The organism is Actinomadura rupiterrae (genome assembly GCF_024172125.1).
GTDB classification, from domain to species: domain Bacteria; phylum Actinomycetota; class Actinomycetes; order Streptosporangiales; family Streptosporangiaceae; genus Spirillospora; species Spirillospora rupiterrae.
Genome location: NZ_JAMZEA010000005.1, coordinates 1 through 22275, shown reverse-complemented (window position 1 = coordinate 22275; position 22275 = coordinate 1). Strand labels below are relative to the sequence as shown.

Here is a 22275-nt window from a genome sequence, read left to right as displayed (position 1 = left end):
GTTCCCCGCGCGCAGCGGGCAGCGCGACTCGGTTGCCCGGGTGCGGCCCGCCGCGCGTGACTCGGAACCTTGCGTGGGCCGATGCGTGGTTCGATCCGGCGCCCGCTTGGCCCCGTGCATGTGCTTGCCCGCTGTGCGCGCTTGGTCGCGTGCGCATCTTGGACCTGTGCCTGTGTAAGGCGGCTGCGCGTGCTTGGCCTCGGGTGGTGCTCGGCGCGTTGTGCCTTGGGTGTACGCGTCTTGCCTCTGGAGCGTGGGTCTGCTCGCTGGGCTGCCGATCCGGGGCTCGGCAGTGCTCGCGGTTGGGCGAGGCCTGGATGTTGCGGGTCAGGCGGCCTTGGGCGGGATGCGGCGGATCACGTCCGCGCGCAGGGCTTCCAGATCCATGCCTGCTCCGGACAGGGCGCGGGCGGCACGGAAACGGCGGTCCTGGAGGAGGCCGAGAAGGATGTGGCCCGAGCCGATGTATCCGTGCTTGAGGTTCAGGGCCTGGCGCAGGCTCAACTCCAGCGCCTTCTTCGATTCCGGCTTGAACGGAATGTGGCCCTTCGGGGAGCGGTTGCGGCGCGAACCCGAGGGAGCGTCCAGGGCGCCCGGGCCGAAGGCGTCCTCGGCGGCCTCCCGGACGGCGTCCAGGTCGATGCCGAGGAGCCGGAGAGCTTCGCCGTCCAGGCCGCTCGGGTCGGGGAGGGCAGCGACGGCGTCGCCGGCCGCGCCGCGGAACAGGCCGCTGTCCCGGAGCGCCTCCCCGGCCGGGCCGTCGTCGCGGGTGAGGGCGAACAGCAGGTGCTCGGTCCCGATCGCGCGGTCGCCGCGGCTCCGGGCCTCCTCCTGCGCGTCCTTCACGACCTTGCGCGCGCCGTCGGTGAACCGTTCGAACATCTCCTAGCGCTCCTTCTTGAGGATGCGGCGCCCCGCGCCGTGTTTCTTGTGGACCGCCTGCCGGCTGACGCCGAGGCAGACCGCGATCTCCTGCCAGGACCAGCCCTGCTCACGGGCGTTGCTCACCTGCAGCGCCTCCAGCCGTTCGGCCAGCTCGCGTAGTGCGCGGACGGCCCGCAGGCCGACCGCCGGATCCCGGCTGCTCGCTTCCTGGGCGAGCCGTACTCCATCGCTCATGATGTCAATGTAGGTTGACGCCCGGTCGATGTCAACCCGAGTTGACGTCAGGGGTGCTCGGAGGTTCCGCCAAGAGCGCCGAACGTCCGAACACGAACGTCCGAACACGAACGTCCGAACACGAACGTCCAAACACGAACGTCCAAGGCGCGAACGTCCAGGGCACCCATGTTCGGTCGGATGTCCGGGCACGGGCGGGTCGGCTGGGGGTTGTTCGGACCTGAAGCTTCGAGCGCGAACGTCCAGGGCGCGAACGTCCAGGGCGCGAACGTCCAGGGCGCGAACGTCCAGGGCGCGGATGTTCGGGCGTGGGTGTTCGGATGCGAACGTTCAATGCACCCTTGCTCGGCTTGGACGTCCGGGTGCGTGCGGTTCGGGGCAGGTGTTCGGACCCTGAACGTCGGAACGCGAACGTCCGGGCGGCCGACGGTCGGCAGGGACGGTCGGACGCGGGATTTTCGGACGTGAACGTTCAGGCGCGAACGTCCAGACACCGATGTTCAGCTCGCGTTCGGGTGCGGGCGGTTTGGGCGCAGACGGTCAGACGTGAACGTCCGAACGCGAACGTGCAGGGTGCGAACATCCGGGGCGCGGATGTTCGGGCGTGGACGTTCGGTCGCGAACGTCCAGGGGGCCGACGTAGGGCCTAGACGTTCGTGCGCCGACGGTTCGGCCGGGGTGTTCGGATCCTGAACGTCGAACGCGAACGTCCGACGTGAACGACCGAACGTGAACGACCAAACGTGGACATCCGAACGCGGATGTCCGGGGTGCCTTGGTTGGGGGCGGACGTCCTGGGGCGCTTTGGTTGGGGTGCGGACGTCCTGGGGTTTGGATGCTGGCAGTTGGGTGTGGGGGGTTGGGCGGGTGTGAGTGCTTGGTGCGGAGTGCCTGGCGGGGGATCGGGTGAACGGGCGGCCTGCGGTGGTTGCGGCGCTCGGGGGTCAGGTAGCGGGGGCTAGGAGGGTGGTTAGGAGGTCGTCCAGGCTGACCAGGCCTGCGGTGCGGCCGGTCTTGTCGAGTACTAGTCCCAGGTGGCTGTGGTCGTCGCGCAGGGCCGCGACGGCGTCGGCGACCGGCGTTGCGACCGACAGGTGCGGCATCGGGTGCGCCAGCTTGCCGGCGGGTGTGTCGTTGCCGCGCGCTCGGGCCAAGTAGGCGTCGCGGACGTGGACCATCCGCGCGGTGCCCGGGCCGGACGAGGTGACCACCGGGTCGGCGACGACCAGACGGGTGTGCCCGGTTTGCAGGACAGTGTCGATGATGTCCTGCGGGGACGCGGACGCCGGCACCGACACGATCGCCTCGACGGGTATGACCAGCTCCGCGAGTGGGGCGCGCGGCGCGTCCAGGGCGGCGGTCAGCAGGTTTAGGTCGGTCTCGGCGATCAGCCCGAGCCGTCGCGACTCGACGGCCAGGCTGCGCAGCTGCTCGGGCGTCCGGGACAGCTCCGCGTCGTCCTTCGGACGGACGCCGACCAGCCGCAGCAGCATGTTCGTCACGCTGTTCAGCGCCGCCAGCGCGGGCCGGACGACCCGGGTGAACGTCCGGAACGGCGGCGCGAGCATCGTCGCCGACCGCTCCGGATCGATGATCGCCCACGACTTCGGCGCCATCTCGCCCAGCACCATGTGCAGGAACGTCACGAACGCCAGCGCGAGCACGAACGCGACCGGATGCGCCGCGCCTTCCGGTACGCCCACGTCGTGGAACAGCGGCGCAAGCGTCCCGGCGAACACCGGTTCGGACACGACACCGAGGCCCAGCGAGCACATCGTGATGCCGAGCTGCGCGCCCGCCAGCATCAGCGACAACTCGCGGATTCCCGCGACCGCCGACGCCGCCGCGCGACTCCCCTCGGCCGCCGCCTTCTCCAGCCGCGGCCGCCGCGCCGCGACGAGCGCGAACTCCGACGCCACGAAGAACCCGTTGCCCGCCAGCAGCGCGAGCGTTAGCAACAACCCGACAGGCAGGCTCATCACTTCCCCTTCCGCCGGCCGTGCCGCCCATCGTCCGAGCGCGACACCGCATCGTCCGAGCGCGACACAACATCGTCCGGGCGCGAAGACGTATCGTCCGGGCGCGACACCGCATCGTCCAGTGACGCATCGCGCGGTGACGCATCGCGCGGTGACGCATCGCGCGGTGACGCATCGCGCGGTGACGCATCGCGCGGTGACGCATCGCGCGGTGACGCATCGCGCGGTGACGCGTTGTGCGGGGGCGCGTTGTCGGAGGACACGTCTTCCGAGCGCGTGTCGCCCGGGCGCGTGTCGCCCCAGCGCGTGCCGTCCGGGCGCGTGGCGCTCCGCTGCGCGTCCTCTGGGGGCGTGTCGTTCGGGGACGCGTTGTCGGACGCTTCGTTGTCTGAGTGCGCGTTGTCGGAGGGCGCGTCGTCTGAGCGCTTGCCGTCTGAAGGTGTGCCGTCCGAGGGTGTGCTGTTCGACGGTGCCTTGTTTGGGCGTTCGCTGTCTGGGCGTGCCTTGTTGGAGGGCGCGTTGGGGGAGTGCTTGTTGTTTGGGGGTGGGTCGTGCGGGAGGGCGCCGGATGGGATGACGCGGATGCGGATCAGTTCCGGGACGTGGCGGTGGACGGTCACGACCTCGACGACGGCCTCGCGGGGCGGGTCGTCCAGGCGTTCGCGGGGGAGCTCGACGTGGACGACGTCGCCTTCCTCGGCGACGCGGCCGAGGCGGCGGAGGAGCAGGCCCGCGACGGTCTCGTAGTCGCCCTCGGGGAGCGGGATGCCGGTCTCGTGCTCCACCTCGTCCACCCGCAGGCCCGCGTCGGTCGTCCACCACTCGCCGGAGCGGATCGCGAGGTCGGGGTCCTCGTCGTTCTCGTCGGCGATCTCACCGACCAGCTCCTCCGCGACGTCCTCCCAGGTCAGCAGCCCGGCGAAGCCGCCGTACTCGTCCACCACGCAGGCCAGCGGGTCGCCGTGCCGGCGCAACTCGGCGACCACCTGCGGCAGCGGCAGCGACGACGGCAGCAGCACCGCCGGACGGACCAGGTCCCGGACGCGCGTCACCGCTGCCTGCTCCGGGCTGAGCCGGATCAGCTCGTCCAGCCCGACCACGCCGATCACGTCGTCCACGCTGTCGCCGACCACCGGGTACCGCGAGTGCCCGTGCGCGGTGACGACGTCGCTCAGCTCGGTCGCGAGCGCCTCGGCCGGGACGGTCACCACGTCCACCCGCGGGACCATCACCTCCTCGGCGTCCCGGTCGGAGAACTCCAGCGCGCGTTCCAGCAGGTCGGCCTGGTCGCCGAGCTGCTCGCCGGACTCGCCGATGATGTGCCCGAGCTCCTCCAGCGTCGCGCCGTGGTGCAGCTCCTCGACCGGCTCCATCCCGGCCGCGCGGACGAGCCGGTTCGCCGCCGCGTCGAACAGCCTGATCACCGGCCCGGCGATGGCCAGGTACACCAGCGTCGACCGGGCCAGCGCGCGCGCCAGCGGCTCGGCCCGGGCCAGCGCCAGGTTCTTCGGGAACAGCTCGCCCAGCACCATCTGGACCACCGTCGCCAGGACGAACCCGGCGGTCACCGAGATCCCGCCGACGGCGCCGTCCGGAACGCCGAGCCCGCGCAGCAGCGGGGCGAGCAGGTCGGCCAGCGCGGGCTTCGCGATGAACCCGACCACCAGCGCCGTCACCGTGATGCCGAGCTGCGCGCCCGACAGCATGAACGACAGCCGCTCCATCACCCGGACGGCCCGCTCCGACGCCCGGTCGCCCTGCGCCGCGCGCTCCGCCAGCATCGGACGGTCCGCCGTCACGAACGCGAACTCCTGCGCCACGAAGTAGCCGGTGGCGGCCGTGAGCACCAGCACCGCGAGCAGACCGAGCGCCGCGGCCATCCATGCCTCCTTCAGCGCGCGCCCGCCCACGCGCGCGCAGCGTTCCCGATACTTTCCCCGAACCTGATCTTCCCTACCCTCCCAGGCCCGAGGGGGTGTCGGCGCCACGGGCATCCCGTTTCCGGGCCCGGGACCGCTTCTCATCCTCGTCCAAGCCGCCGCGTGCCGGGCGCGGGTTCGGTGGTTACCGCTCGTCCGGTCGTGGAATGAAACCTTCGCCCCGGTGGCGACGGTCCCCCCGCCGCGTCCCACCGGGCGCGTCCTCCCGAGCGCCCAGAGAGAGCGAGGGGCAACGATGCCCAAGCCGTTCGCGTCGTCCGCCGACATGTCCGCCAAGACCCAGACCCTGGAGATCCTCGCGGACGGTGTCTACGCCCTGACCGCCGAAGGGGACCCCAACGTGGGCGCGGTCGAGGGCGAGGACTTCGTGGTCTGCTTCGAGGCCCTGGCCACCCCGGCGGCCGCCCGTGACTGGCTGATGATCCTTCGAGCGCACACCGACAAACCGATCAGGCACCTGGTGCTCTCGCACTATCACGCTGTTCGAACGCTCGGCGCGAGCGCTTTCGGAACAACTTCGGTCATCGCGCACGACAAGACCAGGGAGCTGATCGCCGAGCGCGGCAAGCAGGACTGGGAGTCGGAGTTCGGCCGGATGCCCCGGCTCTTCAAGGACCCGGCGAGCATCCCCGGCCTGACCTGGCCCACCGCCACCTTCAGCGACGACATGTCCATCGACCTCGGCGGGGACCGGGGCCCGCTGGTGCTCCGGCACTGCGGACGCGGCCACACCGAGGGCGACATCGTCGCCTGGCTGCCGCGCCACCGCATCCTGTTCGCGGGCGACCTGGTCGAGACGCAGGCATCGCTCTACACCGGCGACGCCTTCCACCGCGACTGGGCCGGCCCGACCCTCGACCGCGTCGCCTCGTTCGGCGCGGATACCCTGATCGGCGGACGCGGCGAGGTCGCGCACGGCCGCGAAGCGGTGCGCGCCGCGATCGGCCAGACCCGCGACTTCCTGGAGACGATGCTCCGCGAGGTCCGGGACGTCCGCAAACGCGGCGGAACGCTCCGCGAAGCCTTCACCGCCGTGCACGCGGCACTCGAACCGTCCTACGGCGGCTGGCCCATCTTCGAGCACTGCCTCCCCTTCGACGTCTCCCGCCTCTGGGACGAACTGGAAGGCATAGAACGCCCCCGAATCTGGACCCCCGAACGCGACCGCGAAGTCTGGTCCACCCTCCAACCCTGACCCCCATGACACACCCCCAGAACACCCGACCCCCAACACCCGCCCCAGCCCCCACACCCACCCCTACTCCCGTCCTTGCGCCTGCCCCTGCGCCCGTCCTTGCACCTGGCCCTGCGCCCGTCCTTGTACCTGGCCCTGCGCCCGTCCTTGTACCTGGCCCTGCGCCCGGCCTTGCGCCCTGCCTTGTGCCTGGCCCTGCGCCCGACCTCGCGTCCGCGCCCGGGCCTGCACCCTTGTGTGCTTCTGCGCCCCCGCCTGGGGTTAGGCCCGCGTCTGCACTCACGCCTGGGGTTGGACGCGCGCTTTGGCCTGCGCCCGGTCCCCCGCCTGCGTCTGGGCTTCTGCCCGGCCCCGGGCCCGCGCCTGGCCCCGGGGCCGCGCCTGGCGCCGGGCCCGCGCCTGGCCCCGCGCCCGCGTCCATGTCTGCGCCCATACCTGCGCCTGCGCCCATACCTGCGCCTGTGGCTGCGCCCATACCTGCGCCTGCGGCCGCGCCCACACCTGCGCCTGGGCCTGGGCCTGCGCCCGCGGCTGGGCCCACTGCTGCGCCTGCGGCTGGGACTGGGCCCGCGCACACGCCTGCGGCTAAGCCCGCGCGGGGCTATGCGTCTAGGCCCGCGCCTGGACCTGGCTCTGCGCTCACGCCCGGGCTTGGCTCTGCGCCCGTGCCTGGGGCGGCGCCCTTGTCCGCGCCCACACCTGCGCCCGTGCCTGGGTCTGCGCCTGCGCTCATGTCTGCTCGTGCGCCCACGCCTGGTCCTGGGGTTGTGCCTGTGCCCGCGTCTGAGCCTGGGACTGGGCCCGCGCCTGGCCTTGCGCCCGTGTTTGTGACTGGGCCCGGTTTCGCGCCCACGCGTGGGCATGGGGCTGGACCTGCGTCCGTGTCCGCGCTTTGGCCTGGGCCTGGTACTGCGCCCACGCCTGCGCCTGGGTATGAGCCCGCGCCTACACCCGGGCCTGGACCTGCATCCGCGGACGCGCCTGGACTTGGGTCCGCGTCCGCGCCTGGCTCTGCGCCCACAGCTGCGCCCGTGCCTGGGGCTGCGCCCGTGCCTGGTTCTGCAGCCACCCCTGGGGCTGGGCCCACGCTTGGTTCTGCGGCCGGTTCTCCGCCCGCGCCTGGTCCCGGGCCGGGGCCTGGCCCTGCGCTTGGGGCTGCTGCTGGGGTTGGGGTTGCGCCGGTGGTGGTTGTTGGGGCGGGGCCGGTCGGGCTGACGGCGGCGTTGTTGCTTGCTCGTTGGGGTCTGCGGTGGTCGTGCTGGAGCGGCGTTCTCGGCGGACGGCGATCGGGTCGCGTTCGATATGCCAGCAACGGGACGTGCTGGACATCTGGGCCTCGGTCGGCGCGGGCTCGATCGCCGACGAGGGCCTGACCTGGACGACCGGCCGCATCTTCCATCGGGGCAAGGAGCTGACCTCGTGGCGGTTCGACGCCGCCGGCCCGCTACCGCCCTTCGTCAACATCTCGCAGAGCCGCACCGAAGAGATCCTTCAAGAACTCGCCGACGCCGACCCCCTGATCACCATCCGCTGGGACCACGACGTCACGGACCTGGAGCAGGACGCCACCGGGGTCACCGCCCGATGCACCACCGGCGCGTCCGGCGCGTCCGGCGCGTTCGTGCGGGGATCGTTTGTGGTCGTTTGTTCAGGTGGACGTTCGGTTGCGCTGCGTGATGCTTTGGGCGTCGATTTCCCGGGGGAGAGCGGCGGTGATCGTTTCCTGATCGTCGACGTTCGGACGGACTGGCCCGGTCGCGAGACCGAGCGGCACTTCCACTTCGATCCGCCGTGGAACCCGGGTCGGCAGGTGCTCATCCATCCCTGCCCGGATTCGGTGTACCGGATCGACTGGCAGGTGCCGCCCGAATTCGACCTCGATGCCGAACGCGCGGAGGGACGTCTCGACGCCCGCATCCGCCAGGTTCTCGGGGACAGACCGTACGAGGTGCTGTGGGTGACCGAATACCGGTTCCACGCGCGCGTCGCGTCCCGGATGGCGGTCGGACGCGTGCTCCTCGCCGGGGACGCCGCGCACGTGTACGCCCCCTTCGGCGCGCGCGGCCTCAATTCCGGGGTTCCGGACGCCGAGAACGCTGCCTGGAAGATCGCGTTCGTGTCGCGCGGTTGGTCTCCGCTTGCTCTGCTCGACACCTATGACATCGAGCGCCGGGCCGCCGCCTTGGAGAACCTGGACGTTACGACGGCGACCATGCGCTTTCTCGCCCCGTCCACCGAAGCTGAACGTGCACACCGCCGCGACGTGCTTGAACGCGCTTCCGCCGGCGCTGTGAAGGCCGGAGACATCGATTCCGGACGCTTCGCCGAGCCGTACTGGTACGACCGGTCGCCTCTGACCGTCCCCGAACCGTCCCGCCCGTGCGTAGGACGTCCGCCCAGAGGAACTTCCTCGCCCGTCGCGCCCGGCGTCATCGTTCCGGACGTCCCGTTCCGCATTCCATCCGAACAGGGCGCAACCTCTGAGCCGCAGTTGGACGGTTCGTCCCACGGAGACGACCAGGCTCCCGCAGCGGGACGGACCGTGCGACTGCGCGCCCTGCTGCGGGACGGAATCACCTTGCTGGCCGACCCGTCCCTGCCGCATCGCGAACTCCTCGCCGCGGCTGAGAAGGCGACGTCCGCCCCGGTCAGTTGCCCAGCCCCGGCGGCGGTCCAGGAAGCGCTGCCCGACCTGCGCCCTGGCGAGTTGTGGGTCGTCCGGCCTGACGCCCACATCGCCGCCATCCTTCAGAACCCCGCCCCGGAAGCCGTCGCCTCCGCCGTCCGCAAAGCCCTCGGCCACGACCTTCCCGCGACCTGAGCAGGACGCCCCGCCCGCACCCACGCCCTGAACGTGACGCTCTGCCCGCGATCTCTGACCCGTGCACGCCCCTGAGACCAGCACGCCCCGTCCTCTGAGCTGCCAAATTCCGGCGATGAGGACGGCCCTGCTCAAGCTCGGTAAGGGGTGACGGCCCTTGGCTTCTGCTCAGCGCTAGCTGCGGTGACGATGCCGCCCCGGCTTGTGATCTGCCTAAGCCGCGTCGATGGTGACGGCCTTCGCTTGTCCTTTGCTCAAGCTCTGTTGGTGGCCACGACCCATGACCTCGGCCCCGCTCACGTCCCGGTGATGAGGACGACACCGAGTGCGACCACGCATGCGGCGGCGATGCGGCGTCCGCCCATTCGCTCGGCGAAGAACACCGCGCCGATCACCGCGCCCGCGATGACCCCGGTTTCGCGCAGCGCCGCCACGGCCGCCAAGGCGCCGCGCGTCTGCGCCCACAGGACGATCCCGTACCCCGCCATCGCCAGGACGCCTCCCGTGAGGCCCATCGCCCACGTCCGGACGGACAACCCCGACAAAGCGCGCCGCCCGCGCAGTGCCAGAACGATCGCGACCGTGATCGGTGCCTCCAAAGCGAACAACCAGGACGAGTATCCGGACGCGCCATGCGCGGCCCGCACCCCGATCCCGTCCAACACCGTGTACGTCGCGATCGAAACCCCCGTCGCCAACGCCGCCACCACCGCCCGCGGCCCCCGAGCCCCTGCCTTCCGGGTTTCGTCCGCGCCTGGCTCCGCGTCCTCCGAAGTGCGCTGCGCATCTTGGCCCGACGTCGCGTCTTCGACCGGACGGTGCGCCTCTTCCACAGGATGCTGAACGCGCCCAGACGAACCTGCCGCGCCATCTGCACCGGGCGCACCACTTGCGCCGGGCCCGACGTCCGCGCAGGGCCCGACCGCTGCGCCAAGCCCACCGTCTGTGCTGAGTCCGATACTTGCGCCGAGCTGGACGTCTGCACTGGCTCCGACATCCTTGCCGGGCGCACCGCTTGCGCTGAGCGCGCCATCTGCGCCGGGCCTGACTTCTGCGCCGGGCCTGACTTCTGCGCCGGGCCTGACTTCTGCGCCGGGCGCGCCATCCGCGCCGAGCCCGATGTCCGTGCCGGGACCGCCGTCCGCGCCGAGCCGGATCTCTGCGCAGGGCCCGGCGTTTCCTCGGAGTGTGCCGTCCACGGCGGGGGTGGGAGTGGCGAGTGCTGTTGCTGTACCTGCCGGCGCTGGGCGAGCCGGGCCCAAAGCTGACCCGGCGGCGGCGTCCTTGGGTTTTGCGAACGCCAGGACGCCCAGGCCGCCGCAGATCGCCGCGACCCCGGCGAACTGAAGAGGGGAGAGGCGCTCGCCGAGGACCGTCGCCGCCACCACCGCGACGATCAGCGGCGCGCTGCCCCGCGCCAGCGGGTACACCTGGCTGAAATCGCCCAGCTGGTACGACGTGAGCAGCAGCCCCATGTAGACCAGGTGCAGCGCGACCGATCCGAGCAGCCATGGCCAGGACGCCGCCGCCGGGACGGGCATAAAGGCCAGCAAAGGGACGATCAGGACGGCCTGCCCCATCCCGATGAGGGCGAAGGAGGCCCAGCGGTCCGAGCCGCCCTTGGCGATCGCGTTCCACGTCGCGTGGAGCACCCCGGCGAAAATCACTGCCAGCGCTGTGGTCATGGCCTCACCTCAGCGCGGACGCCCCGATCCGGGCAGGCTTTTAGACTTGGCCTAAATGATCGAACTGCGCCTGGACGTCGAGGACCTCGCCGACACCCGCTTCGTCATCTCCCCGCTCGCCGAGACCGCGCTGTCGCTCCGCGTCTGGCTGCTCCCGCACTACTACGTGCTGCAACTGCCCTGGCTGCGCTCGGCGGCCGGCGCGCTCGGCGACCTGGACATCCGGCTGCTGCTGGCGCTGGTCGGCACGCACCGGGCCGTCCCCGACTTCCTCACCGCCCGCCCGGACGACCCGCTGCCCGATTTCGCCGCCGAGCTCGACCGCGTCCGCCGCGTCCCGCCGGACAAGGTCGCCTCCGACATCCGCGTCGCGCTCCAGGGACGTCCGACACCCGCCGTCCTCGCCGAGGAGCTCGACCGCCCCGCGCGGCTCCGCGACCGCCTCGCCGAACTGCTCGCCGCCTACTGGGACGCCGTTCTGGCCGCGCAATGGCCGCGGATCCGGGGCGTCCTCGAAGCGGACCTCCTCTACCGCGCGCAGCGGCTCGCCCGCGGCGGCGCCCGGCTGCTGTTCGCCGACCTGCACCCGACGATCCGCTGGCGGGACGGGATGCTGCGCCTCGACCTCAGCTATCCGCACACCGAACTGCGCATCCCGATCACCGGCCGCGGCCTCGTCCTGATGCCCGCCGTGTTCCTCCGCACGCCCGGCCTGCCGCTGAACGTGGACGAACCGCCGGTCGTGTCGTATCCGGCGCGGGGCATAGCGACCGTGTGGGAAACCGCGCCTCCGACGCGTCCTGGCGTTCTGACCGATCTCATAGGACGTCCTAAAGCGACCCTGTTGGCATGCCTGGACGGACCTACCTCAACCACAGACCTGGCACGCCGCCTAGGCGTCACCCCCGGCGCGGTATCCCAACACCTAGCCGTCCTACGCGATGCGGGCCTGGTGACCCGTTCCCGTGCAGGACGCTCCGTCCTCTACGCCCGCACCCCTCTCGGTGACCGCCTCCTACACCCCTCCTAGGGACGGACGGGACGGGATGTGCGGATGTTGCGAGGAATCCAATGCGCGCTGGAAGCGCCCGCACGACCCGTGATAGGCACGGAAGGGCCACCGGACGCACCTGCCTCGAAGCGGTGGGAGTTGCCATGCCCGACGACCGCCCCCGGCCCGTCATCGACCCCTCCCTCCCGGCGGCCGAACGCGCGCTGCTCGCCGCCGCACCGGAACACCTCGTGGCCGCGAGCCTGCCCCCGCCGCCGGCCCCCCGGCTGAGCCCCGCCACGATCGCCGCGCGGCTGATCTGGATCCCGGTGTTCGCGTTCTTCTACGGCGTCCTGCCCGGCGGCTGGATCCGGCTGTTCTTCCTCGCCTCCCTGGACGACGACGACCTGCTCAGCGGCGCCCTGCGGTGGGGACGCGGCGCCGTCCTCGCGATGCTCGCCGTCCCGGTCGTCCAGGTGTCGCTCCTGCTGGCCGGCCAGCCCGAGGTCGCCGCCGCGCTCGCCACCGCCGGATTCGCCGGCTGGACGGTCGGCGCCCTCCGCCACCTCCGCGAACCCGCGCCCGCCCGCGTCGCCCGCGAGCTCCACGGCCGCTACCTGCTGCCCGCCGACTTCGACCGTCCCGCCGCCCGGCTCCTCGTCCGCGCGCAGCGCGCCATCGACACCGTCCTGAACTCCCGGTCCCAGGCCGCCGGACTCCTGGACGCCATCGACAACACCGCCGAACTGCCCCGCCAGGAATGGGCCATCGCGTCCGCTTTGGCCGAGCACACCCGCCTCCGCCGCGAACGCCGCGCCCAGCAGCCCGACCGCCTCTCCGCCCCCGTCCGCGCCCTCCTCGAACCCCAGCGCCGCGCCCTCGACCTCTCCGTCCGCTCGATCACCGACCGCATCGAGGCCCTGGAGTCCTACGCCCGCTCCGCCCAGGCCGCCGACGAGGCCTACCACGAGTGGCGCGTCCTCCGCGTCCTCCCCGACCAGAACGCCCGCTACCGCGACCTCCTCGCCGGCACCGTCCGCGACACCCTCGCCGTCGACGTCATAGAACGCCTCGAATCCGACGCCCGCCGAGCCGAAGCCGTCCTCAGAGCCCGCATAGCCTCCGCCGTAGACACCGGCCAAGAACTCTCCACCGGCCCACCCCACCCCACCTCCTAACCCACCCTCCCGCGCCCTTCGTCCACTCAGGCCCTTCGTCAACCCGCGCCCTTCGTCCACCGACACCCTTCGTCCATCCAGGCCCTTCGTCCAGTCACGCCCACCCAGGCCTCGCCTACCCACCAACTGCAACTCTCCGCCTGCGCGCCGACCCTGCCCTGTGCCCTCGCCCGCCCGAGGCTCCGGAACCTCCTGTAGGTTCCCGGCCATCTCGTCCGTCCGGGGTGTCTCCTGACCCGCTTGACCGCCCTGCCTTCTTGACGGCCTGGGCCTCCCCGCCCTGCTGTCCGGGCGTGGGCCTCACTGCTCTCCTGCCCTGGCCCGTGTCACCCCGCGCTCCTGCCCGGGCCTGGGCTTCCCTGCCCTCCTGCCCGCCTGAATCTCCCCGCCTTCTCGCGCGATCGGGTCTTCGTGGCATCTGGCCTGGCTGGGCCCCTGTCTCGCGTGCCTGGCTCTTCCGCGTTCTCACCCACCTGAGATCCCCTGGCCTTCTCGCTGGCCCGAGCCGACCGCCTCGTTCGCACCAATCTCCAGACCTCGGCTGCCGAGGCGAGCTGAGCCCAGGATTCCGGCCACTGCGCCGGGCACCGCACCCCCCGGCAAAGCAGCATTGCCGCGGGTCATTGCCCCTTCGCCAAGCAGCAACGTCGGGGGGCATCTCCGCTGACTTCATCTGGACGAGCTGGAAGTCGCCGATGGCCTCGCCGCCCGGGTCGCGCTCTCGTGCACCTGCGCAAGCAGCACGGCCGCGCCGATTGCCCAGGCATCGCAGCAGTGACCGATGCGCTCCTGCCCAGCCCGCCACGCCAGACGTGAGGGGCTTCAATCAGCGCGTGGGACGGCCCGCCCAACGGACGACGCCGGACCAGCGGCCCGCACTCCCACCTCAACCCCGCACCTCGGACTTCGGACGTCGCGCCAAGTTCGCGGCTCGCGCCAAGTTCTCGCGCCAATGCCCCGCGCTTCGCGCTCAGCGCCCCCCGAAGCTCGCGCCCAGAGCCCGAAGCTCGCGCCCAGAGCCCGAAGCTCGGGGCCATTGCCCGAAGCCTGCGTCCGGATCCGAATCCGAACCTGGGTCCGGATCCGAACCCGGGCCCGGCCCAGCCTGGGGCGGCGAGCCCATCAAGTCCGTCCTCCCGGCCCGGAGCCATCTCGTGGACGCCGTAGTCCCGCGTCTCTCCCTCCCCCCGAGCTGCCGTATCGGAGTCCCTGCCGAGGGAGAGCAGGGCACAAAACACGGACCCCGCGCGTTCTCCCATCGCTGCGTCCGTTCCCTCTCCGACGGCGCCGGCAATGGGACGTCTCTGTGACTCGCGTCCCTCCGCCGTTCAAGCGGCCCGTCAGAGCGCCGGACGGCGTTCAGGCGCGCGCCGGGCAAGCCGTTCCGGAGGAGGTTGGGGCCCCGATCGGGAAAACGCTTGTTGGACGCGTTCGTGAGTTGAGCGATGAGGTGCGAAAGTCCGCTACCGTAAAGGGCGCTCGATTCAGAAAGGAACGCATGGCTGAGAAGGTCATCTTGGTAGACGATCTCGATGGCGGCGAGGGCGAGGATGTCCGCAAGCGCGACTTCGAGATCCTGGGGCGGATTTTCACCATTGACCTGTCCGACGACAACGACGTGCGGCTGCGTGAGACCCTCGACACGCTGACCCGCTATGTCGAGAAGTCGCGTGAGGTGAAGCAGGCAGGGCGCTCGCGCAAGCCCCGGAAAAGCCCGGTGAAGCTCAAGGGTTTCACCAACGCCGACGTCCGCACGTGGGCCAAGAACGAGGGCCTTGAGGTCCCGGACCAGGGTGCGCTGCCCGACGCCGTCTATGCGGCGTTCGTCCAGGCACACCCCGAAGCCAGCCCAGACGCGTAACGCAGGGAGTCCCCGTGGCACAGAAGACCATCGTCGTCATGACCGACGACCTCGACGGCGGTGACGCCGAAGAGACCGTGTCCTTCGCACTCGACGGCGTGGGATACGAGATCGACCTGAACGCGGCGAACGCCGCGAAACTGCGTGAGCGGTTCGAGCCGTTCGTGGTGAACGCCCGTAAGGCCGCTCGCCGCCCGGCCAAGCCCTCACGCAGCGCGGGCAACCGCGAGCAGAGCGCCGAAATCCGTGAATGGGCCAAGCAGAACGGCATCCCGGTGAACGACCGCGGGCGCATTCCGGCCAAGGTGATCGAACAGTACAACGCCACCCACTAGCACCGCCCCCTTCGGGCCCCGCTCGGGACCCGTTTCAGTCCCTGCGCCCGCGAATAAGGCGGTACGGCACGAAGCCACCAGGGACACCAAGCCCCACCCCAATCCCGCCCCCGCCCCCGCCCTCCAACACCTACCCGCCCCACAAGCCCCTCTGCACCCCCACCCCGCCCACCGCTCCACGCAGCGCTCCACACCCCCGCGCGCGCCCCTGCGCGCCGCACCTCCCCGCGCTGCACCTCCCCGCCCTGCACTGCGCCCTCCACGCTGCACCCTCTGCTCTCCACGCTGCGCCTTCCTCCATCTGCCCTCCGCGCTGCGCGCTGCGCTCCCTGGGCTTCGCCGTCCACGGATTGCGCGGGACGGGGTGGCGGAGCTTGTCAGGTCCTTGGACTCGACCTGCCGGATGCGCTCGCACGTGACGCCAAACTCCCGCGCGCTGCGGGTCCGGGCTCCGCGGTCTGCGTTGCGCATTGCGCCCACCCCGGTCCGCGGATTGCGCGGACCGGGGTAGCGGAGTTTGGCCAGGGTCCTGGACTCGACCCACCGGATGCGCTCGCGCATGCCGCCAAACCCCCGCGCGCCTCGCGCTCCGCGCCTCGCGCTCCGCGCCCCGCGCCCCGCGCTGCCGGCCCCGCGTCTCGCGGTCCGGGCTCCGCGCTGCGGGTCCCGTGTCTCCCGCTCCGCGCTCCGCGCTGCACCCACCGCGGTCCGCGGATTGCGCGGGAGGCGGTGGCGGAGTTTGGCCAGGGGCTTGTACTCGATCTACCAGATGCGCTCGCGCGTGATGCCAAACTCTCGCGCGGTCTGCGGTCTGCGGTCTGCGGTCTGCGGTGCACCGTCCGCCTTCGGTGCTACGCGCGCCGGGCTCAAGCACACCACGTCGGGGAGCGGACGAGGCGCGACACCGCCAACTCACAGACCGGGCTTCTGCCGCTCAAGCGTCCGCGCAGTACGCCAAGGGGGTGTAGCTCCGGGCTCGACTAGGCTGTGTTTCAAAGTCCCGGCCCACTGCGCTCGCCTAGCGGCTCGCTCCGTAACCGTGCCTGGGCGAACGCGGCATCGCTTCGCGATCAGCGCGATGCCGCTCGCCTCCGGCGTCGCGGCACCGCGCTGGTCACGCGTTCGCGCGCGCGGCCGAGGCCACTTCGAAACAGGCCCTAGTCGCAGACGACCAGCACCTCGGTTGTCCGTAACGACGGCGATCCCTTCGGCATGCGAGATCAGGTTCCGCGCCCTGAGAGCTGGCTGGACGCCGTAGCGGGCGAGTTCGCCGGGGCCTGCTTCCAGCAGCGCGACTGGAGCATGCCGTCCTGGGGCAGGAAGCCTTGCAGGAGCGCGGCGGGGCCTTGCGCGCGAAAAACGGCGTCCAAGATCTGCGTGAAAGTTCAGAGGCTGGAGCAGGCCGCGACCGCGCCCTTCCACGCGGCGGACTCTCCAGCGGCAGCCTATCGAGCGGAACTCCTTCGAACAGCGCACACCCTGGAGCGGACCCCCGAGGGGGGCGGTCCTCCAGGGAGCGTCCAATCAGCGGCCTTCCAAAGATCGGGCTCCAGCAGCGCTGCCCCGAGATGCCCCTCTGAGGAGCAACCCTCCGAGGATCGAATTCCGAGCAGCGCTCCTCCGAGCAGCGCTCCTCCGAGCAGCGCTCCTCCGAGCAGCGCTCCTCCGAGCAGCGCTCCTCCGAGCAGCGCTGCTTCGAGGGACGCCCCCTCACGAACGGACTTTCGAGCAGCGGACTTCCGGCCTGCGGGCTGTCGAGGATCGGTCCTCCGAAGAGCGGACTTCTGAGGCTGGTGGGCGGAGGGCAGGCGCGAACGAGCGGGTGGGCCGAACGGTCAGGTGGCATGAACGGGTGGTCGGGCGGGTGCGGCGCGAACGGGCCGAGTGCGGGCGGGGGCGAGGTGCGGACAGTGCCAGGTGCGGCGGGTGCGGCGGGTGCGGTGCGAAAGTGCCGGGTGCGGGTGCGGGCGGGGGCGAGGGCTGGACAGCGCCGGGTCGGGTGGGGCGAGGTGTGGACGGAGCGGCGCGAACGAGCGGGTGGGGCGAACGAGCGTGTGCGAATGGGCAAGAGGCGGGAGCGGGTGGCGCGAACGGGCAGGTGGCGTGAACGGGTGGGCCGAGTGGGCGAGGTGCGAACGGGCGAGGGGGGGGCGGCTGTGGGCGAGCGAAGCGGGCGGGAGCGGGGTGCATCCGAGCAAAGCTGGCGGGGTGGGGACGGGTGAACGGGGGGATGTTCGTATGTTCATTCATGTTCGTATCGTGGTTGAATGCTTGACCTTGATCGGATCTGTGCGAATGATGTGTGATCTGTCGTCACGCTTCGGGAGTCGCCGCCATGTCCGATGCCCCCACCCCGGCTCGTTCGGTCAGTCCGTCCCTTCCCCCTGGTTCGGCCCGTCTGGGCGTGCCGTTCGCGCGCCGGACGGTTCTGTTGGGTGCCGCGTCCGTTGCCGCCGCGGCTGCCGCTCCGGGCCTCGGCGGCACGCGCGCCGCTCATGCTGAGGCAGCGCCTGTTGTCCGGAAACCCGGCACGCCAGGCCTTCTGACCGGGGACGCGGACATCGCGGCGGCCGTTCAGCGGTGGCGGGCCCTGGTGACCGGCGGCGACGCGGTCGATCCTGCTCAGACGGACACCGCGGCCGCGCTCAAGAGGCTCGACGGCCAGGTCGAGGGGTTCCGGTCGGCCCTCGTGACCTCGCCGGACCGGACGTATCTGTGGCCTGACCAGACCGGCACGGACGATGTCACGACCGCGGCCTCGGCGCAGCGGCTGGCGACCATGGCCACCGCCTACGCGACCAAGGGCTCCCGCTTCGCCGGGGATGCCGAACTCGCTTCGCTGGTCGCGGAAGCGCTGGCCTGGCTCCATGACCAGCGCTACCACCCGGGCATGACCGAGACCGGAAACTGGTGGAACTGGGAGATCGGCACCCCGTCACGCGTTCTGGATGCCGTGATGCTGCTGGGCTCGGCCGCACCGGACGCCTTGCGCGCGAACCTCGTGGCGGCCGTTGCCGCGTGGGTTCCCGATCCGGCGCGCCGCAAGGTGAACGGGGTGACGGAGACCGGCGCCAACCGGACGGACAAGGCGTGGATCACCATCCGCCGCGGGCTGCTCGCCTCGGACCCGGCCGTGATCGGTCTGGGCCGGGACGCGCTGAGCCAGGTCTTCCCCTATGTGACCAGCGGGGACGGCTTCTACAAGGACGGTTCGTTCATCCAGCACACCTACATCCCGTACATCGGTACCTACGGTGGCGTTTTGTTCGCGGGGCTCTCATCCGCGCTCGCCGTGCTCGCTGGATCACCTTGGGACGTGACCGATCAGGGACGATCGAATGTGTTCGACTGGATCAGCCGAAGCATCGAACCGATGGTGTTCCGCGGCCAGATGATGGCGCACGTGCGCGGCCGAGCCATCTCCCGCCAGGCCGAGGACGACCACGCCGACGCCCGCGCGCTGATGATGCCGCTGACCGGCCTCGCCGCGGCAGGGACCCCGCAGCAGAGGGCGCGGATCGCCGCGATGCTCGCTGAGTGGGTGGCGTCCGATACCTATGCTCCAGTGCTGGCGAGCCTGCCCGCCGCACAGATCGCCAATGTGCGAAAACTGATCGATGGTGTTCGCCGACGCGGTGACCTGGTCGGACATCGGCAGTTTCCTGCGAACGATCGACTCGTGCATGCCCGTCCCGGTTACGTGTTCGCGGTGTCCGCACGTTCATCGAGGATCGCCGCCTACGAGTCGGGCAACCAGGAGAACCGCACTGGTTGGTACACCGGCGAGGGCGCGACGTACCTGTACACAGGGGACGGCGCGTCCTACAACGACGGCTGCTGGCCCACGGTCGATATGTACCGCCTTGCGGGGACGACCACCGCGACACGTGAGACGTACCCGCGCGCGAACCACGACGGGAACTGGGCGTCCTACCTGGGCCCGGACGACTGGGTAGGCGGCGCATGGCTCGACCGCGCGGGCGCCTACGGGATGGCCTTCACCGCGCAGCGCGACCCTTTCTCGAACCGGCCCATCGACCTGCGCGGACGCAAGTCCTGGTTCGCCGTGGACGACGTGGTGGTGGCGCTCGGCGCCGGCATCACCGCGACCGATGTGGCCGCCCAGACCACCATCGAGAACCGCATGGTCGAAGCGTCCGCCCGGTTCCTCGTCGATGGGAAACCGACATCTCCGGAGCAGGCCGACCTCGGCCGCGCGCGCTGGGCACACCTGGACGGAACCGGTGGCTACATCCTCCCAGCCGCCTTCGCCGCTCACAGGTCGCACGATCTCCACGCTCAGAAGGACCCGCACGGACTACTCGCTGAGGAAGACTCGCGCGGACTAGCTGCTGGGGAAGGCCCTCGTGGCCTTCGGCCAAGTGGTGCGTTCGGCCAGTCGCGTGACCATTCGATCAGCGATGTTCATTCGGACAAGGATCTCGCGGGCCTACTTAGCGGCCGTCTCCTGGGGCTGCGTGAGCGGCGGACGGGACGCTGGTCCGACATCGGTTCGGGCTCGCGGACCGCGCCCGGAGACGAGGTCACCCGCGAATACGTCACGCTCTGGTTCGACCACGGCGACCGACCGGACGGCGCCGCGTACGCCTACTACCTGCTTCCAGGGCGCTCGGCCGGCCGGACGGCCGCCTATGCGGCGCTGGTCGGTGCGGGCCGCGGGCTCCAGGTCGGCTCCAACTCCACGACCGTCCAATCCGTCCATGGCGAGGGTTTCACCGCCGCCAACTTCTGGACGGCGGGGGAGACCCTCCAGACCGTCCGCGCCGAACAGCCCGGTTCGTTCGTGATGCGCGAGCACGACGGCGAGCTGGACATCGCGGTGAGCGATCCCACGCAGAAGCAGAAGGAACTGGTCTTCAAGGTCGCGCGCCGAGCCCTGGCCGTCCTCCACGCCGATCCGGGAGTGTCCGTCACCGCGCTCGGCCCGCAGCTGACCTTCCGAGTGGACGTTTCCCAAGCACGCGGTGTTCCTTCGCGCCTCCGTGTTCGATTTGCGCGATGAACGAACAGGCGATGATGCTTTGAGGAGGACGAACAGCGTGGTGAAGACGGCGGTGAGCACGCTGGGGATGCCCGGATGCGGGCTCGCCGATGCGATCGAGCTGGCGACCGCGTTCAAGCTGGACGGGTTGGAACTGCGTCTCCATCCGGACACCGGCATTCACGCCGGCCTGCCGGGGGAGGAGCGACGGGCCGTCCGCGCCGCGATCGAGGACGCCGGCCTGGAGATCCCGGTGCTCGCCGGGTATGTCCGTATCGCAGCCGAGGGACCGGACGAACCGGCTGTCGCCGCCCTCCGCGCTGACCTGCAACTGGCCTCCGACCTGGGCGCTGAGGCCGTCCGTGTCTTCCCCGGCGGGAATGATCTCGATGCCGCGACCCGCCGCCTCCTCGCCGTGGCCGACCTCGGCGTCCGAGTGCTGGTCGAGATCCACGACGACTTGCCCACCGGCGCGTCCGTCGCAACCCTCCTCAACCGCGCGTCCGCTGCTGCGCCGGCTGCTCCCCGCCGGCGTCCGCCGTCCCGGCCGCCGAGTTCGCCCTCGCCTGGCCCGGACACACCCCCCATCCGCTCCGGCGAACAGCTGCAAGTCGGCGCGATCTGGGATGTCCTGCACCCTTGGCGATCGGGTGAACATCCTGATGCGACCGTTTCTGCGCTCGGACAGTGGCTCGACTACGTCCAGATCAAGGACGCTGCATCCGACCTCACCCCAGTTCCGCTCGGCACCGGCGGCGTTCCCCTGGACGAGGTGAGAGAGGCGCTCGCGGCCGTCGGATACGAGGGCTGGATCTCGCTCGAATGGGAGCGCACCTGGTACCCCCACTCCGTGCCGGTCGAAGAAGCGCTCCCGGGCGCATTGGCCTGGATCGACACCTACCGGAAGGCATGACGTGCGGCTCCCGGATCCCGACTTCTCGCTCAGCCCGATCACGGGGTACACGCGGGCGCACTGGGAGGCTGCGGCGGACGGCCTGCTTGCCGGCGTCCGCCCGTACTTCGATGCTTCCGGCGCGCTTGTCCGGCTCCCCGGTCGCGCCAGCGCGTCTGGACGCGAATCGGACGGACTGGAAGGTTTTGCGCGGACATTCCTCCTCGCCGCCATCCGCGTCGCAGGTGCAGGCGGTCACGATCCGGACGGCCTGCTCGCCCCCTATGCGGACGGCCTGAAGGCAGGGCCGCGCGGAGCATGGCTTCCGATCACGGATCGTGCTCAACCGATGGTCGAAAGCGCATCGATTGCGATCGCTCTCCATCTGACCAAGCCCTGGCTCTGGGACAAGCTGGATCTTGAGACGCGGGAGCGCCTGGCCGACTGGCTCGCCGACGCGCTCACCCACCGTCCCGTGGACAACAACTGGATGCTGTTTCCCCTGCCTGTCGCCGACTTTCTCGCCGCAGCGGGCGTGCCTCACGACGATGCCGCCGTGGAACGCGGCCTGGCACGCCTGGAGGACTTCTACGTCGGCGGCGGCTGGTATCGGGACGGTGAACGACGATCGTTCGATCACTACAACGGCTGGGCCCTGCACCTTTACCCGAACCTTCGCCTGCACCTGAACGGCTTTGTTGCTTCGTCCACGTCCAGTGCTCGCACGGCGCCAGGCACCTCGCCGACCACTTCCGCACCCTCACCCGGTTCGGCGACACAGCCGCCGGGGTCGGACGGTCCGGACGCCGTCCACACACCTGGCGGCCGCGAGCCCGGAACGTCCGCGACCACACCTGCTTCAGATACGTCCGGCGGCCTGTGGACGGCTCCGCTTGCGCCCACCCCCAACAATTCGGTGCTTCCGAATTCCGCCATCACGGCGACCTCCGGCGGGCCCGAGCCGAGCACACCCTCGGAAACTTCAGAAAACTCCACGGCCGCGTCAGGACGGTTGAGGTCCGGCGGAACCGGGGCACCATCCTCCGCGGCTGAGCCGGGACGGTCTGCATCCAGCGTGCCAAGGGGGGAGACCATCGCGCCCGTATCGCACCCCCTCGCGCGCGAAGCACGTACGAACACGCCCGGGACGTTGCCCGCCCCGCCCGTCCCGTCCCTCCCGTTCGGGTCTCGTGCAGACGATCGGTATCGATCACGGTTGCGCGAATTCCTGTTCGCTTACGCAGAATGGTTCGGTGCTGACGGAGCGCCCATCCATT

At 70.9% G+C, this 22275-nt stretch carries 14 protein-coding genes; 9 read left to right on the top strand and 5 right to left on the bottom strand.

All coding sequences use genetic code 11. From position 1 onward, the window contains the following. Window positions 1-327: 327 nt before the first annotated feature. The 4 genes from FHU30_RS17105 to FHU30_RS17090 form a co-directional block, all read right to left on the bottom strand. Window positions 328-882 carry a Clp protease N-terminal domain-containing protein gene (locus FHU30_RS17105; protein WP_253876896.1) on the bottom strand — a complete coding sequence of 185 codons (555 nt, stop codon included), beginning with the start codon at window positions 880-882 and terminating at the stop codon, window positions 328-330. A gap of 3 nt (window positions 883-885) precedes the next feature. Beyond that, window positions 886-1119 (bottom strand): helix-turn-helix domain-containing protein, encoded by a 234-nt coding sequence (locus FHU30_RS17100; protein ID WP_253876895.1) that lies wholly within the window; start codon window positions 1117-1119, stop codon window positions 886-888. Between the two features lie 944 nt (window positions 1120-2063). Further along, window positions 2064-3098, bottom strand: a complete 1035-nt coding sequence (locus tag FHU30_RS17095) for a hemolysin family protein (protein ID WP_253876893.1) — start codon at window positions 3096-3098, stop codon at window positions 2064-2066. Beyond that, window positions 3098-4978 carry a hemolysin family protein gene (locus FHU30_RS17090; RefSeq protein WP_308211321.1) on the bottom strand — a complete coding sequence of 627 codons (1881 nt, stop codon included), beginning with the start codon at window positions 4976-4978 and terminating at the stop codon, window positions 3098-3100. Before FHU30_RS17090 ends, FHU30_RS17095 begins: the two co-directional genes overlap by 1 nt. Window positions 4979-5273: 295 nt before the next feature. On the opposite strand from FHU30_RS17090, the gene FHU30_RS17085 reads away from it, so the two are divergent. Next, on the top strand, window positions 5274-6233 hold the full coding sequence (locus FHU30_RS17085; protein WP_253876891.1) for an MBL fold metallo-hydrolase: 960 nt from the start codon (window positions 5274-5276) through the stop codon (window positions 6231-6233). Between the two features lie 1249 nt (window positions 6234-7482). Next, window positions 7483-9054: an FAD-dependent monooxygenase gene (locus tag FHU30_RS17080; RefSeq protein WP_308211348.1), complete on the top strand. Its 1572-nt coding sequence runs from the start codon at window positions 7483-7485 to the stop codon at window positions 9052-9054. Window positions 9055-9350: 296 nt separating this feature from the next. Here the strand turns inward: FHU30_RS17080 and FHU30_RS17075 are convergent, their stop codons facing one another. Continuing rightward, window positions 9351-10739, bottom strand: coding sequence for an EamA family transporter (locus tag FHU30_RS17075; RefSeq protein ID WP_253876889.1), 1389 nt, complete (start codon window positions 10737-10739; stop codon window positions 9351-9353). A gap of 55 nt (window positions 10740-10794) precedes the next feature. Here FHU30_RS17075 and FHU30_RS17070 point away from each other — a divergent pair, with 55 nt between their 5' ends. The 7 genes from FHU30_RS17070 to FHU30_RS17040 form a co-directional block, all read left to right on the top strand. Beyond that, complete coding sequence (locus tag FHU30_RS17070; RefSeq protein ID WP_253876887.1) at window positions 10795-11769, top strand: ArsR/SmtB family transcription factor; 975 nt, start codon at window positions 10795-10797, stop codon at window positions 11767-11769. 125 nt (window positions 11770-11894) lie between these two features. Then, window positions 11895-12908: a hypothetical protein gene (locus FHU30_RS17065; protein ID WP_253876886.1), complete on the top strand. Its 1014-nt coding sequence runs from the start codon at window positions 11895-11897 to the stop codon at window positions 12906-12908. 1498 nt (window positions 12909-14406) lie between these two features. Then, a complete protein-coding gene (locus tag FHU30_RS17060; RefSeq protein WP_253876885.1) occupies window positions 14407-14769 on the top strand; it encodes a histone-like nucleoid-structuring protein Lsr2 in 363 nt (120 codons plus the stop codon). A gap of 14 nt (window positions 14770-14783) precedes the next feature. Beyond that, window positions 14784-15104, top strand: coding sequence for a histone-like nucleoid-structuring protein Lsr2 (locus FHU30_RS17055; RefSeq protein ID WP_253876884.1), 321 nt, complete (start codon window positions 14784-14786; stop codon window positions 15102-15104). Between the two features lie 2593 nt (window positions 15105-17697). Further along, window positions 17698-20127, top strand: a complete 2430-nt coding sequence (locus FHU30_RS17050) for a polysaccharide lyase 8 family protein (RefSeq protein ID WP_253876883.1) — start codon at window positions 17698-17700, stop codon at window positions 20125-20127. A gap of 37 nt (window positions 20128-20164) precedes the next feature. Beyond that, entirely contained in the window at window positions 20165-21019 is an 855-nt protein-coding gene (locus FHU30_RS17045) for a sugar phosphate isomerase/epimerase family protein (protein WP_253876882.1), read from the top strand. A 1-nt stretch (window position 21020) separates the two neighbouring features. Further along, window positions 21021-22275: DUF2264 domain-containing protein (locus tag FHU30_RS17040; protein ID WP_253876881.1), on the top strand; the 1255-nt coding region annotated here is incomplete at its 3' end.